15 protein-coding genes are annotated in these 15,865 nt (G+C 56.6%); 9 read left to right on the forward strand and 6 right to left on the reverse strand.

Annotated elements, in window-relative coordinates:
* Positions 1-389 precede the first annotated feature (389 nt).
* Positions 390-1,658, reverse strand: coding sequence for a glycosyltransferase family 4 protein (locus ORG26_RS07295; RefSeq protein WP_266368060.1), 1,269 nt, complete (start codon positions 1,656-1,658; stop codon positions 390-392).
* A gap of 122 nt (positions 1,659-1,780) precedes the next feature.
* Entirely contained in the window at positions 1,781-2,641 is an 861-nt protein-coding gene (locus ORG26_RS07300) for a class I SAM-dependent methyltransferase (protein ID WP_266368062.1), read from the reverse strand.
* Positions 2,642-2,767: 126 nt separating this feature from the next.
* Here ORG26_RS07300 and ORG26_RS07305 point away from each other — a divergent pair, with 126 nt between their 5' ends.
* Together ORG26_RS07305 and ORG26_RS07310 are read left to right on the forward strand one after the other, a co-directional pair.
* A complete protein-coding gene (locus ORG26_RS07305; protein ID WP_266368064.1) occupies positions 2,768-3,580 on the forward strand; it encodes an FkbM family methyltransferase in 813 nt (270 codons plus the stop codon).
* Complete coding sequence (locus ORG26_RS07310; protein WP_266368066.1) at positions 3,577-4,824, forward strand: glycosyltransferase family 4 protein; 1,248 nt, start codon at positions 3,577-3,579, stop codon at positions 4,822-4,824. Before ORG26_RS07305 ends, ORG26_RS07310 begins: the two co-directional genes overlap by 4 nt.
* Positions 4,825-4,898: 74 nt before the next feature.
* Here the strand turns inward: ORG26_RS07310 and ORG26_RS07315 are convergent, their stop codons facing one another.
* On the reverse strand, positions 4,899-5,633 hold the full coding sequence (locus ORG26_RS07315) for a class I SAM-dependent methyltransferase (RefSeq protein WP_266368068.1): 735 nt from the start codon (positions 5,631-5,633) through the stop codon (positions 4,899-4,901).
* Between the two features lie 232 nt (positions 5,634-5,865).
* Between ORG26_RS07315 and ORG26_RS07320 the strand changes: the two genes are divergently transcribed.
* From ORG26_RS07320 to pfkA, 3 genes are all read left to right on the forward strand, one after another.
* Positions 5,866-6,624, forward strand: coding sequence for a glycosyltransferase family 2 protein (locus ORG26_RS07320; RefSeq protein ID WP_266368070.1), 759 nt, complete (start codon positions 5,866-5,868; stop codon positions 6,622-6,624).
* The gene (locus tag ORG26_RS07325) at positions 6,621-7,295 is read left to right on the forward strand and encodes a phosphatase PAP2 family protein (RefSeq protein WP_266368072.1); all 675 of its coding nucleotides are present in this window, start codon (positions 6,621-6,623) and stop codon (positions 7,293-7,295) included. Before ORG26_RS07320 ends, ORG26_RS07325 begins: the two co-directional genes overlap by 4 nt.
* Before the next feature lie 122 nt (positions 7,296-7,417).
* On the forward strand, positions 7,418-8,392 hold the full coding sequence (gene pfkA, locus ORG26_RS07330; RefSeq protein ID WP_266368074.1) for a 6-phosphofructokinase: 975 nt from the start codon (positions 7,418-7,420) through the stop codon (positions 8,390-8,392).
* A gap of 107 nt (positions 8,393-8,499) precedes the next feature.
* On the opposite strand, the gene ORG26_RS07335 is transcribed toward pfkA, so the two are convergent.
* Positions 8,500-9,270: a YdcF family protein gene (locus tag ORG26_RS07335; protein ID WP_266368076.1), complete on the reverse strand. Its 771-nt coding sequence runs from the start codon at positions 9,268-9,270 to the stop codon at positions 8,500-8,502.
* 75 nt (positions 9,271-9,345) lie between these two features.
* Here ORG26_RS07335 and ORG26_RS07340 point away from each other — a divergent pair, with 75 nt between their 5' ends.
* Positions 9,346-10,734, forward strand: a complete 1,389-nt coding sequence (locus ORG26_RS07340; protein ID WP_266368078.1) for a redoxin domain-containing protein — start codon at positions 9,346-9,348, stop codon at positions 10,732-10,734.
* A 139-nt stretch (positions 10,735-10,873) separates the two neighbouring features.
* On the opposite strand, the gene ORG26_RS07345 is transcribed toward ORG26_RS07340, so the two are convergent.
* Positions 10,874-11,794, reverse strand: coding sequence for a DUF58 domain-containing protein (locus ORG26_RS07345; RefSeq protein WP_266368080.1), 921 nt, complete (start codon positions 11,792-11,794; stop codon positions 10,874-10,876).
* Between the two features lie 233 nt (positions 11,795-12,027).
* On the reverse strand, positions 12,028-12,486 hold the full coding sequence (locus tag ORG26_RS07350) for a septal ring lytic transglycosylase RlpA family protein (protein ID WP_266368081.1): 459 nt from the start codon (positions 12,484-12,486) through the stop codon (positions 12,028-12,030).
* 268 nt (positions 12,487-12,754) lie between these two features.
* On the opposite strand from ORG26_RS07350, the gene ORG26_RS07355 reads away from it, so the two are divergent.
* The 3 genes from ORG26_RS07355 (at position 12,755) to ORG26_RS07365 (ending at position 15,860) form a co-directional block, all read left to right on the forward strand.
* Positions 12,755-13,078 (forward strand): DUF3276 family protein, encoded by a 324-nt coding sequence (locus ORG26_RS07355; RefSeq protein ID WP_266369340.1) that lies wholly within the window; start codon positions 12,755-12,757, stop codon positions 13,076-13,078.
* Positions 13,079-13,280: 202 nt separating this feature from the next.
* On the forward strand, positions 13,281-14,384 hold the full coding sequence (gene ychF / locus ORG26_RS07360) for a redox-regulated ATPase YchF (protein ID WP_266368082.1): 1,104 nt from the start codon (positions 13,281-13,283) through the stop codon (positions 14,382-14,384).
* A 90-nt stretch (positions 14,385-14,474) separates the two neighbouring features.
* Positions 14,475-15,860, forward strand: a complete 1,386-nt coding sequence (locus tag ORG26_RS07365; protein WP_266368083.1) for a N,N-dimethylformamidase beta subunit family domain-containing protein — start codon at positions 14,475-14,477, stop codon at positions 15,858-15,860.
* Positions 15,861-15,865: the final 5 nt, after the last annotated feature.

Below are 15,865 nucleotides of genomic sequence, written 5' to 3' on the forward strand. Positions count from 1 at the left end.
GTACCTGCAAAACGGTTAAAACCGTTGACATGTCCCGCGTTGTTCCGGTTTTTGCCCACGAATAAATTTGTGGGCTATTTTTTTACAAAAACGGGGCCTCACGAAATCCATTCTTGAGGCATATTTTTCGCCGTTGATGAGGTACGCACCGTTTTCGGTATCAACCTCAAAAAACCGCGATTCGCGCGCCGGTTACGCGTCCAAACCGGCAAAACGTTGATTCCTGTGACGGTCATTTCCCCAGCCCACGAATTTATTCGTGGGACGACGAATCCGCCCACAAGGCAATGAATGAATTCGTGGGTCGATTCAATCATGAGTCCACGAATCCATTTTTGGGCCAACAAATTCATCCGCGGGTCAACGAATGAATTCATGAGCCCACGAATTCATTCGTGGGTCAAAAAACGGCCATTCCCCGGCGCTTCAGCCGTTTTAACGGCATTCGGCCTCCCGACCGCAAACGCGAACGCCCGCACGTATTCCCGCAGGACGTTGTGGATATTCACGTCTTCCTGAATAATCTTCAGCGACCGTTCGCCGAAGGTCTTCAGCCTGGACTGGTCGCCCAGCAACGTATCGACTTTTTTAGTCAGGCTGGCGGCGTTGCCGTTTTCGAAGTAAAATCCGTTGTAGTCTTCCCTCACCAGACGCTTTTCGGTCCCGTCGGCTACCGAGCAGACGACCGGCTTGCCGAAACACATGGCGTCGTTGATGGACAGGCCGCCCATACCCGCCAGCACGTAAATCGCCGAGGCGTGCAGGTGACGCCCGAGCGAAACCGAGTCGTAAACCCCGCCCACAAACCGCACCCGGTCGGCCACGCCCTGCTGCTGCGCGTACTGTTTCCAGGCTTCCTCTTCGGGCCCGTAGCCAACCACGACCAGTTCAATCTGCGGGTATTTGTCCTGAAGGTTCCTGACGGCGTCGATGATCAGGTCCACCCGCTTCCACTTCACCAGCCGCCCGACGTGAATCAGCCGGTACGGATTGGGCGGCAGAATGGGCTCTTCGGTCCGGACCTGCTCGTAAGCGGCCAGCAGTTCGTCGGTATCCGGCGAATTGGACGTAATGAAGATTTTCTCCTGCGGAATGCCGTAGCTGCCGATGATCTGGCGGGCCTCGTCGGTGTAGTAGATGTGCGCGGCGGCCCGTTGCAGATAGATCTTGCGCACGGCCGTCACGCCCAGAAACCAGAGGTAGCCCCGCAGCGTCATGTTCTGGTTCAGGCTGAAATCTTCGTTCAGGTTCTGACCGCCGTAGTAATATTCGTGGACCTTTCCCCAGGTCGGGATGTTGAACGGAATATCGCGGTTGATAAGCTTGATGCCCGAATCCCGGAACCAGGTCCAGAACGACGGGCTCATGGCAAAGTGCAGGATATACGGCCAGTTGACAATCAGCACGTCGGGGCGCTCCGTTTCCAGCACTTCGCGGATACCGCGCAGGAACGGCTTGCCGTACCAGGTTTTGTATTCTTCCAGTTCGTAGAGGCGGAACTTGCGGCTCGACGTATCCTCGTGAACCCCCGATCCGAGGCTCGCGCTCCGCTGCCCCGGCTTGATCAGGGCCACTTCCACGCCGTATTCCGTTACCAGCTTGTTCAGCACCAGTGTAAAATAGTGCGGCAAACCGGCCATCAGGAAGCAGACTCTCATGCTGTGTCGTTACTCAGAATTTGAATTTTGCAAAGGTACGAAATAAACCGGACGCCCTTCGCGGTCGAAAAACAAATGCCAGATCTCCAAGATCTGGCATTTGTTTTTCGACCGCGAAGGGCCTACAAATACGGGTTTTTGGGGAAATCGAGCAACTTGTACCCCTGCTTTTCCAGGTCAGCCAGCGTCGGCCCGGTCGGCTTCCGCTTGAACACGATCACCGAAAGTGCCTCGGGCGGCACTACCGTCGTGGCCGTCAGAAAATCCCGGAAGGCGATTTTCTTCTTCTGCGCCTCTATGGTCGCCTTCGCGCCGACATTGCCCGGATTGAATCCGCGGTAGGCCAGCATCGGCAGCCCCAGTGAACAGGCCATTTTCTCAAACTCCCGCACCGAAATCTTGTGCACATAATTGCCCACCGGCTCAAACGAATACTGGTTTTTCCAGAGACGCCGCATCAGGCCAGTGTCGATTCGGTCCAGAATATTCCGCAGAAACAGCAGCAGTGGCATATGAATCACCGGGTCCACCGGCTCCTGAATCACGACGGCCTCGCGGCAGACGCGCAGCATTTCGTAAAAGCCAATCGCCGGGCGCGGAAAATGGTGGTAAGCCTCCTTGCAAAAAACGTAATCGAACGAATTGTCGCCGAACGACAGCTTTTCCACATTTTCCACCGAAAAACGGTTAATAAGTCCCGCCTTCTGAATATTCCCCAGGATGGAATCGGTCAGGTCGCTGGCCATCGCCTCACAGCCCCGCCGCTGAAACCAGGCGGCATCGGCCCCGTAGAGGTCGCCCACGGTGAGCCAGGACGAACCGGGCCGGGCCAGCGCATCGGTCAGTTGCCAGAACTGGCGGTGGATAAAGTAACCGAGACTGCTTTCCTGAAACAGGGAAAAATCCGCGCCGCTGGCCTGTAGTTCGGCCGACACACGGTGAATGTGCTCTTCGTGGGCTTTATAACTCTGCTGGTTGATCATTCCGGATAACAAGAGGACCTGTAAATGTAAACGATTTCCGGATTCGTGTCTTGCGAAAAGGGCCTCAACAAATGCCATATCTCCGAGATATGGCATTTGTTGAGGCCCTTTTCATACTTTTGCTCCATGCTTCTTTTCCGTTTTCTGTTCAAAGACGCGTTCCGTTCGCTCATCACACCCGCCGGCCGCACCTTTTTGTGGCTGCTGCTGGCCTACGGCGGCCGAAAACGCTTCACCCGCCAGTCGGTGCGCTTTGGCCGTCACCAGTTTGAGGTGCCCGACGCGCTGTCGTTCGTCTGGCAATACAAGGAGATTTACGCCGACGAGCTGTACTTTTTCCCCGCTCCCGGCCCCCGGCCCGTCATCCTCGACTGCGGAGCCAACATCGGCATGAGCGTGACCTATTTCCGGGAAAAATACCCGCAGGCCCGCATCATCGCCTTTGAAGCCGACCCGGTGATTGGACAAATCCTGCGGCAGAATCTGGAAACGAACCGCGTCGCCGACGTGGAGATCGTCAACAAAGCCGTCTGGACCGACGACCGCGGCGTGTCGTTCGGCAGCGAGGCGGCCGATTCGTCGTCTATTTTTTCGAAAGAAGCGAAAAACGTCATTCCTTCCGTGCGGCTCCGCGATTACCTGCTCCGCGAACCGCAGATTGACCTGCTGAAAATAGACATTGAAGGAGCCGAAACGGCCGTGCTGGAAGACTGCCGCGATGCCCTCGGCAACGTCGAGCGCCTGTTCGTGGAGTTTCACTCGTACATCGGCCACCCGCAGACGCTGGCCGTGGTGATGCAGATTCTGGAAAGCGCCGGGTTTCGGTATTACCTCGATACGGCCCAGCACCGCCGCCGTCCGCCGTTTACCGATTTCCGCTATTCGGGCAACGACGTGATGGACCTGCAACTGAACATCCATGCCTGGCGCCTGCGATGAACATCCTGCAAATCAGCACGTACCACGCCACGGGCGGCGCGGGCATCGCGGCCCGGCGACTCAACGAAGCCCTCAACCGGGCCGGCGAAGCCTCCCGGTTGCTGGTGCCGCAGACGGATTTCGACGAACCGCAGGTGACGGGACTGGCCGAATCGGTGTTTGGCAAAAAGCTGGCCCTCGCCCGTTTTGCCCTCGACCGGCTAACGTTTCTACCCTACGAGCGGGACAAGCGGGACCGCTTTCAGTTTTCGCCCGCCCGCATTGGCACCGACATCAGCCGCCACCCGCTCGTCCGCGGGGCCGACGTGCTGCACCTGCACTGGACGCAGTTTGGTTTTCTGTCGATTGCGGGCCTGAAAAAGCTCTTTGGCCTCGGCAAACCCGTTGTCTGGACGCTGCACGACATGTGGGCGTTCACCGGCGGCTGCCACTACAGCCGGGGCTGCGACCACTACCGGACGCACTGCCGACAGTGCCCGTTTCTGCGCCATCCGGGCGAGCGGGATTTGTCGTACCGGATTTTTGAAGAAAAAACAAAGCTGTTTGCCGACGCCCCGCTGACGTTCGTGACGCCGAGCCAATGGTTGGCCGATCTGCTTCGGAGCAGTGCCCTGGCGGGCCATTTTCCCGTACAGGTCCTGCCCAACCCGATCGATACGACCCGTTTCCGGCCCGCTGCCGACCCGCTGGCCGTGCGCCAAACGCTGGGCCTGCCAGCGGACAAAAAGCTGCTCCTGTTTGGCAGCCTGAATACCGAAGACCCGCGCAAAGGCTTCCGCTACGTGCAGGCAGCTCTGGCAATGCTGAAAAAGGAGCTATCCGACACGGCACTGGTAGTTTTCGGAAAAACAAATCCGGACGCGCTGAGCCGACTGGCCCTGCCGGTTCATAATCTAGGCTCCATTGCTTCGGAGGAAAAAATGATCCGGGTGTACCAGGCGACGGACGCGCTGTTGATGCCGTCGCTGGAGGATAATTTCCCGAACACCATCATCGAATCGCTGGCCTGTGGTACGCCGGTGGTCGGCTTCCGGACGGGCGGCATTCCGGAGCAGATTCAGCACCGCGAAACGGGCTGGCTCGCCGAACCGCAATCCGCCGCCGACCTGGCCCGGGGCCTCCGGTGGGTGCTGGACGAAGCCGATCGGCCCTCGATGCGGCAGCGGGCGGCGGCGTTTGTGGAGCAGGAAATCCGTTACGAGGTGGTCAGCCAGCAGTTTCGGAAGCTCTATAGCGGCCTGTAGACTAAAGCCTTAGGCACGTCAACGTTCTTTTTGGCGGTTCCCGGCTACCCGTTACGACCCGGCTTCACTTCTTCTCAGAATATCCGCAGGGCTCCCGAATGGCGGCACAGCACGGCGTAGGCATTGGGCTTTACTTTCCGGAAAAGAGGCACTGCTTCCAGCACCGCTGACTTCAGCCGCCGCGACCAGTACGTTACCGGACTTGGGCTCGACCGCTTCAGCACTTCGGGGTCGTAAAAGGCGAAAAGTTCGTCCAGCACCTCGAAACCTTCCGTTTTGAGCAGAAACTTGAACAGCGCGGGGGTGAAGATATTGATGTGGCCGTACGCCAGAAAATGCTCGACTTTCTGATCGACGAAGAGGCTGAAATCAATCGGGACTTCGAAAAACTGGAATTCGGAGACCCGGGCGATCTCCCGGAGCAGCAGGCGCGGGTGCTCCACATGCTCCAGAACGTGCGAGCAGGTTGCCAGCGGAAAGGCTTTGTCGCCGTGCGGAATGGTGTAGCCGTCGAACAGCCGGACGTCCTCCACCGATTTCAGGTTCCGGGCGCGGATGCCTTCAATTCCGCTTTCCGAAATTTCCAGCGACTGAATGGCCGGAAAAACCTGCATCCGGTCGAGCCACTGCAACACGGCCCCGTCGCCCGAACCTACGTCCAGAACTTTGCCAAAAGCCCGTTTCTGACACAGCCGCGCGATGTTTTCGGCTTTCTGTTTCCCGCCCAGATCGCGCCAGCTTCGGTCCGATGATGTATATTGCGCCGCGTATGCTTCCTGAACGGAGGATGAAATCACTGGCTTTGCCATCAAGAAAGTGTAATGTTTAGGGTTCAAAGTTAAGTGTTTAGGCAGTTTGTCCTTCTCCGCGGCTCACAACCTTCTCACTAAAACGATAGGCAGGCTTTCGAATAAAGAGAAACGAAAAACGACGCAAGGGGAATATATCAAAACGGAATCCCGTCGCCGGTCCTTCGTGCTTCTGTCTGCTATATAAACCGTAAAACCTGAACTCTACCCTATAAACGGAACCTGTTTTTTAATGCCCAGACTCAGCATCATCACCGTCACCTATAACGCCGAACGCTTTCTGGAGCGGACCATCCAGAGCATTCTGGCCTGCGGCCCGCAGCCGGAACTGGAATACCTGGTCATCGACGGCGGCTCCGGCGACGGTACCCTTGAAATCGTTAAAAACCACAAAAGCCACATTTCCCGCTGGATTTCCGAGCCGGACCGCGGGCTGTATGACGCTATGAACAAAGGGCTGGCGATGGCTTCCGGCGACTTCGTCTGGTTTCTGAACGCCGGCGACGAAGTGTACGACGCGACGGTGATTCCGGCCCTGCTGCACGCCATCGACACCCAGCAGGCGGATGTTTATTATTCCGATGCTCTTTTTGTGGAAGACGGCGGCCGCGTGGTGGGTCTGCGGTCGAAAGTCACGCCGCATACCCTGCCGCGCCACCTGACCTGGCGCGACATGGCGCTGGGCATGAAGGTCTGCCACCAGGCTTTTATCGCCCGGCGCAGCATCGCCCCGACCTACCCTGTTGACAACCTGAGCGCCGACATCGACTGGGAAATCCGCTGCCTGAAAGCGGCCCGCAAAATCGTATTTCTCGAATTTATCCTCTGCCGCTACCTCACCGGCGGTTTATCCGTGCAGCGGCACCGCCAGTCGCTTATGGATCGTTTCAAGGTCCTGGCCGACCATTTCGGCTATGCGGCTACAGTTTGGAACCACGGCCGCATCCTGCTGCGGGCGGCCCTTTTCAGAATCAACACCCCCAACGAATGAAAAAAAGCCTCGTTTCGCTCTTTCTTTTCTGGCTTTCTCTCGCCCAGGTTCTTGCCCAGTCTACCGCCGGAGATTCGCTGCCAACCGCCCGGCGTTACCCCTTGAAAGCGTTTATCGTGCCTTCTGTGCTGGCGGCGGGTGGTACGGCTCTGCTCAGCGAACGCATCCGGGACCCGTTCCGCTCCACAGAATATGTCTCACGGGCCGACGATTACCTTCGTTTCGGGCCTTACGCGATCCGGCTCGGGTTGCAGGCCGCGGGCGTCAAACCGGCCGTTTCGGTCGGCGACGAGCTGGTGGTGACGCTCCTTTCGAACATCCTGATGGGCGGCGTGACGGAAGGCCTGAAGCGCTCGGTCGGCTCGACGCGCCCCGACGGTTCGGACCGCAAGTCGTTTCCTTCCGGGCATACCTCCGTCGCGTTTACCGGGGCGGAACTGCTGCACCAGGCGTACCGGCACAAAAGCCCCTGGATCAGCGTGGGCGGCTACACCTTTGCCGCCGCGACGGGCCTGTTGCGCATGGCCAACGGTCGCCACCACTGGAGCGACGTGCTCGCCGGAGCGGGCATCGGGATTGCCTCTGTCAAGGCTACTTACGCCGTTTATCCTTTCCTGAAACGCAAATTCGCCCCCCGGAAAGCCCGCCGGATGCGCATTAAAGCATCATGAAATTTTCATTTCCTCCAGCCGATTTGTCGTTTTATCTGAAAATGAAAATAAATTTGCGGTTCGCTTGAAAAAGGCCAACGAATCTTCTTTTGGACTTACTGAACCTAAAATAGAATTAAATCATGAAACGTATAGCTGTTTTTACTTCCGGCGGGGACGCACCGGGTATGAACGCCTGTATTCGGGCGGTTGTCCGGGGGGCTGTCTACCACGGCATCGAAGTGTTTGGTGTTCGTCGGGGGTACAGCGGAATGATAAATGGCGATATTTTTCAAATGACCTCCCATTCGGTCAGCAACATCGTACAGCGGGGAGGTACCATTCTGAAATCAGCGCGCAGTAAAGAATTCATGACGCCCGAAGGCCGCCGCAAAGCCTTCGAACAACTCCAGAAACACGGCATTGAAGGACTGATTGCCATCGGCGGAAACGGTACGTTTACGGGCGCAACCATTTTCTATGACGAATACGGCATTCCGACCGTCGGCGCGCCGGGAACCATCGACAACGACCTTTACGGCACCGATTATACCATCGGCTTCGACACGGCGGTAAACACGGCGCTGGAAGCCATCGACAAAATCCGCGATACGGCCGACTCCCACGACCGGGTGTTTTTCATCGAAGTGATGGGCCGCGACTCCGGTTACATCGCCATCCAGTCCGGGATTGCCGGAGGCGCCGAAATGGTGATGGTGCCGGAAGTACTGACGCCGATCTCCGAGGTAGTCGAAACGCTGAAGCAGGGCTGGAGCCGTTCAAAATCCTCCTCCATCATCGTGGTGGCCGAAGGGGACGAAGAAGGCAACGCGGCCGAAGTGGCCGAAAAAATCCGCACGCAGGTCGGTGGCGGCGTCGACATGCGCGTCACGACACTGGGTCATATCCAGCGCGGCGGCATTCCGACGGCCTACGACCGCATCCTGGCGAGCCGCCTCGGTCTGGGTGCTCTGGAAGGGCTGCTGGCCGGACACAAAAACGTCATGGCGGGCGTGGTCAACAACGAACTCGTCTACACCCCCTTCCGCGACACCATCCGCCTGCCCAAGCCCATCAGCGAGGACCTGCTCCGGATGGTGCGGATTCTAAGTGTGTAGAACAGGGCTTAAGGGGAAAGGCGGTAAGTGCTCAAGGGGTAAGGCCAAAAGAAGTGGTAGAACTTGTTTTTCTTAAGCACTTACCGCCTTACCCCCTTAAGCACTATTTACAAATACCCCATCCCCCAGTACACCCCGTATCCGAACCATTCGTGGAAGAGTCGGTAGTTTTTCCACAGGGCGCTTTCGGAGGGGAGCAACAGCGTGTCGGGGGTAAAGCGCCGCTGCTGGGCCATGAACGCCGCCGGAAAAGCGCGGACGGAGAGAGCCTGTTTCCGAAAACAGCCGACCGCCCGCCGCATGTGAAAGGCCGACGTAATGAGCACGTATTCGTAACCGGCGAAGCGGCGTTTCAGCATGGCCGCGCTGAACCGGGCGTTTTCTTCCGTATTCCGCGACTTGTTTTCCAGAATAATATCATCTGCTTTCACGCCCGCTTTTCGGAGAAACTCGGCCGTCAGTTGCCCTTCGTTGCCCAATCGGCGGCCGTCGAGCGGGTCGGAGCCGCCGCTAATGAGAATTTTCTGAATCAGGCCGGTCTGGTAAAGCCCGAGCGCCTGCCCCATCCGGTCGCTGCTCTCGCCCAGAATCACCCGGTCGAAGGGCGGTACCTCCGTCTGCATCATGCCGCCCGTCAGCACAATACCCACGCGGGGTTTGGTCGCGGCGGGAATCGAGGTCGGGGCATATTCCCACCAGCGAGCCAGTTCGTTGGACAGGGCTTCATTTGCCAGCACAAACCAGCTGATCAGCAGCAGTCCGAAGAGGCGGCGCTTCCGGACTTTATCCCGGACAAAAAACACCGTGAGCATCAGCAGCGTAAGCCAGCCGGCGGGCGAGAGAAAATAAGCCAGTACTTTGGACAAAAAGTAGAACATCGAAAATGCGTCAGGCGAGATTCTGTCGTTATTAATGGGTAAATTTGCGCAAATAAACCACTGTATTGGAACCGTATGCGGGTATCTTTTCAACCAATTCGTCTGACGATCCTGCTTCTGCTGGCCTGCACGGGCCTTTTGTCGGCTCAACCTTCGGACAACCACCTCGTTCAGGCCCGTCTGAAAGGTCTGGGCGGGAAGACCGCCTACCTGGCGCATTATTTCGGGAGTTCCCAATACATTCCCCGGGATACGGCCGTTGCCGATGCCAGCGGCCTGCTCGTCTTCGATGGCGCCAAAAAGCTCCCGGAAGGGCTGTACATGGTCGTTGTTGACTCCAGGCCCCTGCTGGAACTGGTCATTGGCGAACAGAACTTTTCGCTGGAAGCCGATACGACGGACATCGTAGGCAGTCTGAAAGTGACCGGCTCGAAGGAAAACGCCCTGTTCTACGAATACCAGAAAACGCTCAAAACCAAGTTTGACGCCATGAACGCGGCCAGCAGACAACCCGACGGCAAGGCCCGCATCGCCGCGCTGCAGAAGGAAGTAGCCGCGTTCCGGAACCAGTTCATCGAAAAAAATAAAGGCAGCCTGACCATCAAGTACCTGCAGGCGTCGGCGGAACCTGAAGTGCCCGTCGCTCCTAAACTGGCGAACGGCCGCCCCGATTCGACCTTCGTTTTCAATTATTACAAAAAGCACTTTTTCGACGGATTCGACTTTTCGGACGAACGCCTGCTGCGCTCGCCTTTCCTGCAGCGCAAACTCGACCGCTACCTGAAAGATCTGACCGTGCAGACCGTCGATTCCATCACGAAAGAAGCGGATTACCTGGTCGGGAAGGCGAAGGCGAACAAGGAAGTGCTGTCGTACACGATCTGGTACATCACCAACCAGTTCGAGCAGTCCAAGGTTCTGGGCCTCGACGGGGTGTTTGTGCACATGGCCGAAAAGTACTACCTGACGGGCGTGATGCCGCTGAGCGATACGTCTTCGCTGTCGGGTATCCGCGAACGGGCGCAGACGCTCAAGCCGTTGCTGGCCGGAAAGGTACTGCCGAACATGCAGGCGCAGGACGCCTCCGGGCGTTTTGTCCCGCTGCACGGCCTGAAGGGTGCCTACACGGTCGTCTTTTTCTACGATCCCGACTGCGGCCACTGCAAGGAATCGGCCCCAAAACTGAAGCAGTTTTTTGAACAGAATAAAGCCAAAGGCGTGCAGGTCTACGCCGTAGCAGTGGCCAATACGCCCGAAAAGTGGCAGGAGTTCATCAAAACGCAGAGTTTTCAGGGGATGACCAACGTCTACGGACCCAGCGCCGGACTCGATTACAAGAAGAAATACGACGTCTACTCAACCCCAACCGTTTACCTCCTCGACAAAGACAAAAAAATTCTGGCGCGCCGCCTGCCGGTGGAGGATTTACAGGGGTACTTTGAGTTTATGCAGAAACGTCTTTGACCGCTGATTACGCTGATTTTTTTGATTAACCTGATTTGTGGGTGGCCTTGATCCTGTATAAAAACAGGAGTTCTGGCACTCAGTGAAATCATGTTAATCAAATGAATCAGCGTAAATCCCAGTTCAAGACAGTTCAGACCTATTTCATCTTCCCCCGTTTCACCAGATACGCCGTCAGGATCTGGTCGAAGCCCTTAGCGATGTCGGCTTCAATGAAGTCGATGCGGTACTGGCCGCAGCGGAGTTTCAGTTCGTGATAGAAACTTTTGACCGCCTGCTGGTAGGAATCGCGGACCTGGTTGGGCTGGACTTTCACCTTGTCGCCCGTTTCCAGATCAATGAATTCATAAGGCCGTTCGTCGAAGGTAAAGTCTTCTTCCGTTTTCTTGTCCGTCACGTGGAACAGCAGCACCTCGTGCAGGTTGTGGCGCAGGTGCTGGAGGGCCGAAAACAGGTGGTCGGCCTCCGAGACGTTCTCGAACATATCGCTGAAAATAATGACCAGCGAGCGTTTTCCGACCTTTTCAGCCAGTTGGTGAATCACCTCGGCGGCAGAAGTCTTCTTCATCGGCCGCGACTGCTGCAGCAGATTGGTCAGCTCCAGAAACATCTTGTGCACGTGCGAAGGCGTCGATTTCACCGGCGTCTGGAGTTCCACCTCCTCGGCAAATGTCGTCAGGCTGACGGCGTCTTTCTGCCGCTGGAGCAGGTAGGCCAGGCAGGCCGCCGCCATGACGCTGAACGTGATTTTTCCGTACACGCCATTGCCCAGGTCCGGATAGTACATCGTGGACGAGGTGTCGATGAGCAGGTGGCAGCGGAGGTTGGTTTCTTCCTCGTAGCGTTTGACGAAGACTTTTTCGGACTTGGCGTACACCTTCCAGTCGATGTGGCGGGTACTTTCGCCCGTGTTGTAGAGCCGGTGTTCGGCAAATTCGACCGAGAAACCGTGGAAGGGCGATTTGTGCAGCCCGGTGATAAAGCCCTCGACGAGTTGTCGGGCCAGGAATTCGACGTTTCCGAATTCGCGTACTTTTCGTAAATCAACCTGATTTTTCATAGCAGACGGCCGGGGAGAGCAGTGATGGACATGAGACAAAAGACAGAAAGTTCGGCCTTTTTGATTGGTGCAATCAGTAATTGAGGCAATGAACTGAGTGGTAAAATTAATTGCCTGAACTACGTACTCAACGATTTTCCAAAAAGAGTGGTGTCTGCAACCCGTAGGTTCACTCAGCAGTGTCTCTGCCTTTTGTCAATCGTCTCATGTCTTATCAAGAACGCGGTCTGCGTTTAATTGTTGCCGACGGGTTCGGTAGAAGTCGGTAACAACAATTGGGAGGTCGCTGTGGACAAAGGATCCTCCTTTTTAGGCTCCAGGCCGACGAGGCGATCACCGCCTACGACCCGGAGGGTAACGTTTGCAATCCCCTGGTGCAGCATCCCGAGCGCTTTCGCGGCCGAGAAACCAAGGTCGATGATGCGACCTTTGCCGTAGGGGCCTCGATCGTTGATGCGTACAACGACCGACTTATTGTTACTGAGGTTGGTCACTTCCACTAACGTGTTATGCGGAAGCGTACGATGGGCGGCCGTAAACTCACCTACGCGAACACGTTCGCCATAGGCAGTTCGTTGACCGGTGAACCTCTTCGAGTAGAAAGAAGCCTTCCCTCGCTGTATGAGACCCTTCTGGGCCTCATTCGGTTGGATGCTGCACAGAAGCAGCATCAGGGACACGAATATACTCATACAGTTTTGGTTTGGTGGAACAATAAAAAAGCGGTGAGCTTCAGACACTTACGTCACCACCAACCCGGAAATGTACAATTCCCTTCCTGCAAAGATAAGAGCACAGAGTTAACATGCAACCTATTCTCCATTTTTCATGCTATTTTTTGTTTAAAATATCTAACCATTGGCCCTAAATATGATTGAAATTTATTTTTACCCCTTCCTTTTGCTTGTTATACTAATCCCGCTATTTTAGCGTTTGATTCACCTTAAAACCATCAGGATTGTGGAAGAAAAAGAGAAAGAAAAAATCTTTTCCAAGCGCGTCCGCGCGGGAAAAAGAACGTACTTCTTTGATGTAAAATCCACCCGGGCCAACGATTACTATCTCACCATTACCGAGAGCCGTCGCCACCCGCAGGGCGAGGGTTTTGTGTACGAAAAACATAAAATGTTTTTGTACAAAGAAGATTTCGACAAATTCGCCGATGCGCTGCAGGAAACCATCCAGCACATTAAATCCGACCTGATGCCCGATTTCGACTTTTCGCAGTACACGGCCAAAGACGAACTGGATGATTTCGGTGGCAGTGAACTCAAATGGGATTGATCCCGCTACCCTTCCTTCTGCCCTGCCTCTGACTTAACCCGGAGGCTTTTTTGTTTTTAGCCCGTGAAAGTCCGACCTTTGCCGAAAACAATTGTGAATGAGTGAATGAGTGAATGAGCGAATAGCTCCGCTTGTTCAGATGATGGCAATTTGGCGGAGCTGTTCGCTCATTCACTCATTCACTCATTCACTCATTCAGAACATGGGCCTTCAGTGTGGTATTGTCGGACTGCCGAACGTGGGCAAGTCCACCCTTTTTAATGCAATTTCGAGCGGGAAAGCCGAAGCGGCCAACTACCCGTTCTGCACGATAGACCCCAACGTGGGTGTGGTAACAGTGCCCGACGAGCGGCTCGATTCGCTCGAAAAACTGGTCAGTCCGCAGAAGGTCGTCCCGACCATCATCGAGTTCGTGGACATCGCCGGTCTCGTCAAGGGCGCCAGCCAGGGACAGGGTCTGGGAAATAAGTTTCTGGCCAACATCCGGGAAGTCGACGCCATCGTGCATGTCATCCGCTGCTTTGAAGACGAAAACATCGTCCACGTCGAGGGGCGCGTCAATCCGATCTTCGACAAGGAAATCATCGACACCGAACTTCAGCTGAAAGACCTGGAATCGGTCGACAAAAAGCTTCAGCGCATCGAACGGGCCGCCCGGAGCAGCGGCGACGCCAAAGCCAAAGCCGAACTCGAAGTGCTGCTGCAATATAAAGCCGCGCTGGAAGCCGGGCAGAACGCCCGGGTGGTGGGTCTGTCTCCCGAAGAGCGGGAAGCGGCCATCGGCGAACTGCACCTGCTGACCGTCAAGCCGGTCATCTACGTCGCCAACGTGGACGAGGCCTCCCTGCCGAACGGTAACCAGTATTCCGACAAGTTGAAGGAAGTAGCGGCGGCCGAAGGAGCTGAGGTTGTGATAATCTCTGCCGCCATCGAATCGCAGATTGCCGAAATGGAAGACCCGGAAGAACGCCAGATGTTCCTCGGCGAGTACGGACTGGAAGAATCGGGCCTGGATAAGCTCATCAAGGCTTCGTACCGCCTGCTCAACCTGATTACCTACTTCACGGCCGGGGTCAAGGAAGTCCGCGCGTGGACGATCCAGAAAGGCTGGAAAGCGCCGCAGGCCGCCGGAGTGATTCACTCGGACTTCGAAAAGCACTTTATCCGGGCGCAGGTCATCAAACTGCCGGATTTCGAGCAGTACAAAACCCAGGCCGCCGTCCGCGAGGCCGGAAAACTGTCGGTTGAAGGAAAAGAATACGTCGTGCAGGACGGCGACATCATGGAGTTTCTGCACAGCGCCTGACCGCCCCCGCGGGTTTTGGGAAGGCATGTGACGAAAGGGTGGAAATCAGCGTCTAAAGCGCGGATTATCCACCCTTTTGCTATCCACCCTATGAAATCTGGTTTTTCGGCTTACGCCGTCATGCTGACGGTTTTGCTTTCCGCCTGTGTCCCGCCTTTTGAAGACCCCCAGCCAGAGTCGCCCGCGGGCAGCGGCGTAGAAGCGCACCTCCCCGGCGAATATTCTGATTTCAAGCCCGTTGACCTCGACGACAGTCAGGTCATCGACGGCTATACGGACCGGGTCGCCTACTCACCCGGTGATTCCATCCGGCTTTACATCAACGCCCGGCAGGATTTACCCAACGCCACGCTCAGCCTCTACGACATCGTTTACAACCGCATCGGGCAGGTTCGCGGGCATATTTCCATCCAGCGCATGGCCTCCGGCAAGCCCTATCAGCACGGGTTTGGCTACCGGCTTCCGCTCCGCTTTCGTCTGCCGACGAACCTGCGCAGCGGCATGTACCTGCTGGGCGGTCTGATTCCCTTTCTGGTCCGGGCCGATCCGAAAACCAGCCCTAACCGGGCCGTCGTTATTTATCCGTCTAATACCGAAGCCGCCTATAACGAGGAGGGCGGCAAAAGCATGTACAGCTCCGACCGGGCCCGGACGGTTTCGTTCCTGCGTCCGCGCTGGGTTCGCTGGTTTCAGAAGCCGTTTCTGATCTGGGCCTGGCGGAATAACCTGCCGGTGGATTTTATCTGCGATGCCGACATGGACGACTACCGGTCCATTGAGCGGTACAAAGTCATCATCCCGATTGGCCACAGCGAATACTGGACCCTGAAAGCCCGGCAGAACTTCGACCGGTTTATCGACGCGGGCGGTCACGGGCTGGTGCTGTCCGGAAATACCATGTGGTGGCGGGTCACGTACTCGGCTGATGGCCGACAGATGCACTGCAGCCGCGACTGGCACGTTGACAACTGGGACAATCCGAAACTGGGCTACCTCGTGGGCCGGTCGCTCGGGGCCAGCTTTACGCTGGGCGGCTACGGCTTCGCCCGGGATGGGCACCCGAATCCCAAAGGCGGCCAGGGCTTCATCATCACCGAGCCGGCCTCTCCCCTGCTGGCCGGAACGGGCCTCAAAAAAGGCGATCTGCTGTCGGTTCCGACCGATGAGTACGACGGGGTTCCGCTCCATTTTCCGGCCGGAAGTTCTTTTCCCGTCTGGAACGACAACGCCTTCAACTTTGCCCAGCGCCGGCTGATCGGCTTCGATCATGCCGTGGATGTGAACGACAACCGGGGCAAACCCGTCCACGGCACGTTCATCGTGTTTCGCCGCACGCCTACTTCCGGCTACGTCGTCAACACGGCCACGACGGACTGGTGTTCGGCGAAAGGCATCGGCGGGAAGGATGGCGACAAAATCCAGCGCATCACGCGCAACGCGCTGGACCTGTTGCTGGCCGACCGGTCGCCGCTGTGAGTGGG

Origin of the sequence: Tellurirhabdus rosea (genome assembly GCF_026278345.1) — a bacterium.
In the GTDB taxonomy this organism is placed as follows: Bacteria; Bacteroidota; Bacteroidia; order Cytophagales; family Spirosomataceae; genus Tellurirhabdus; species Tellurirhabdus rosea.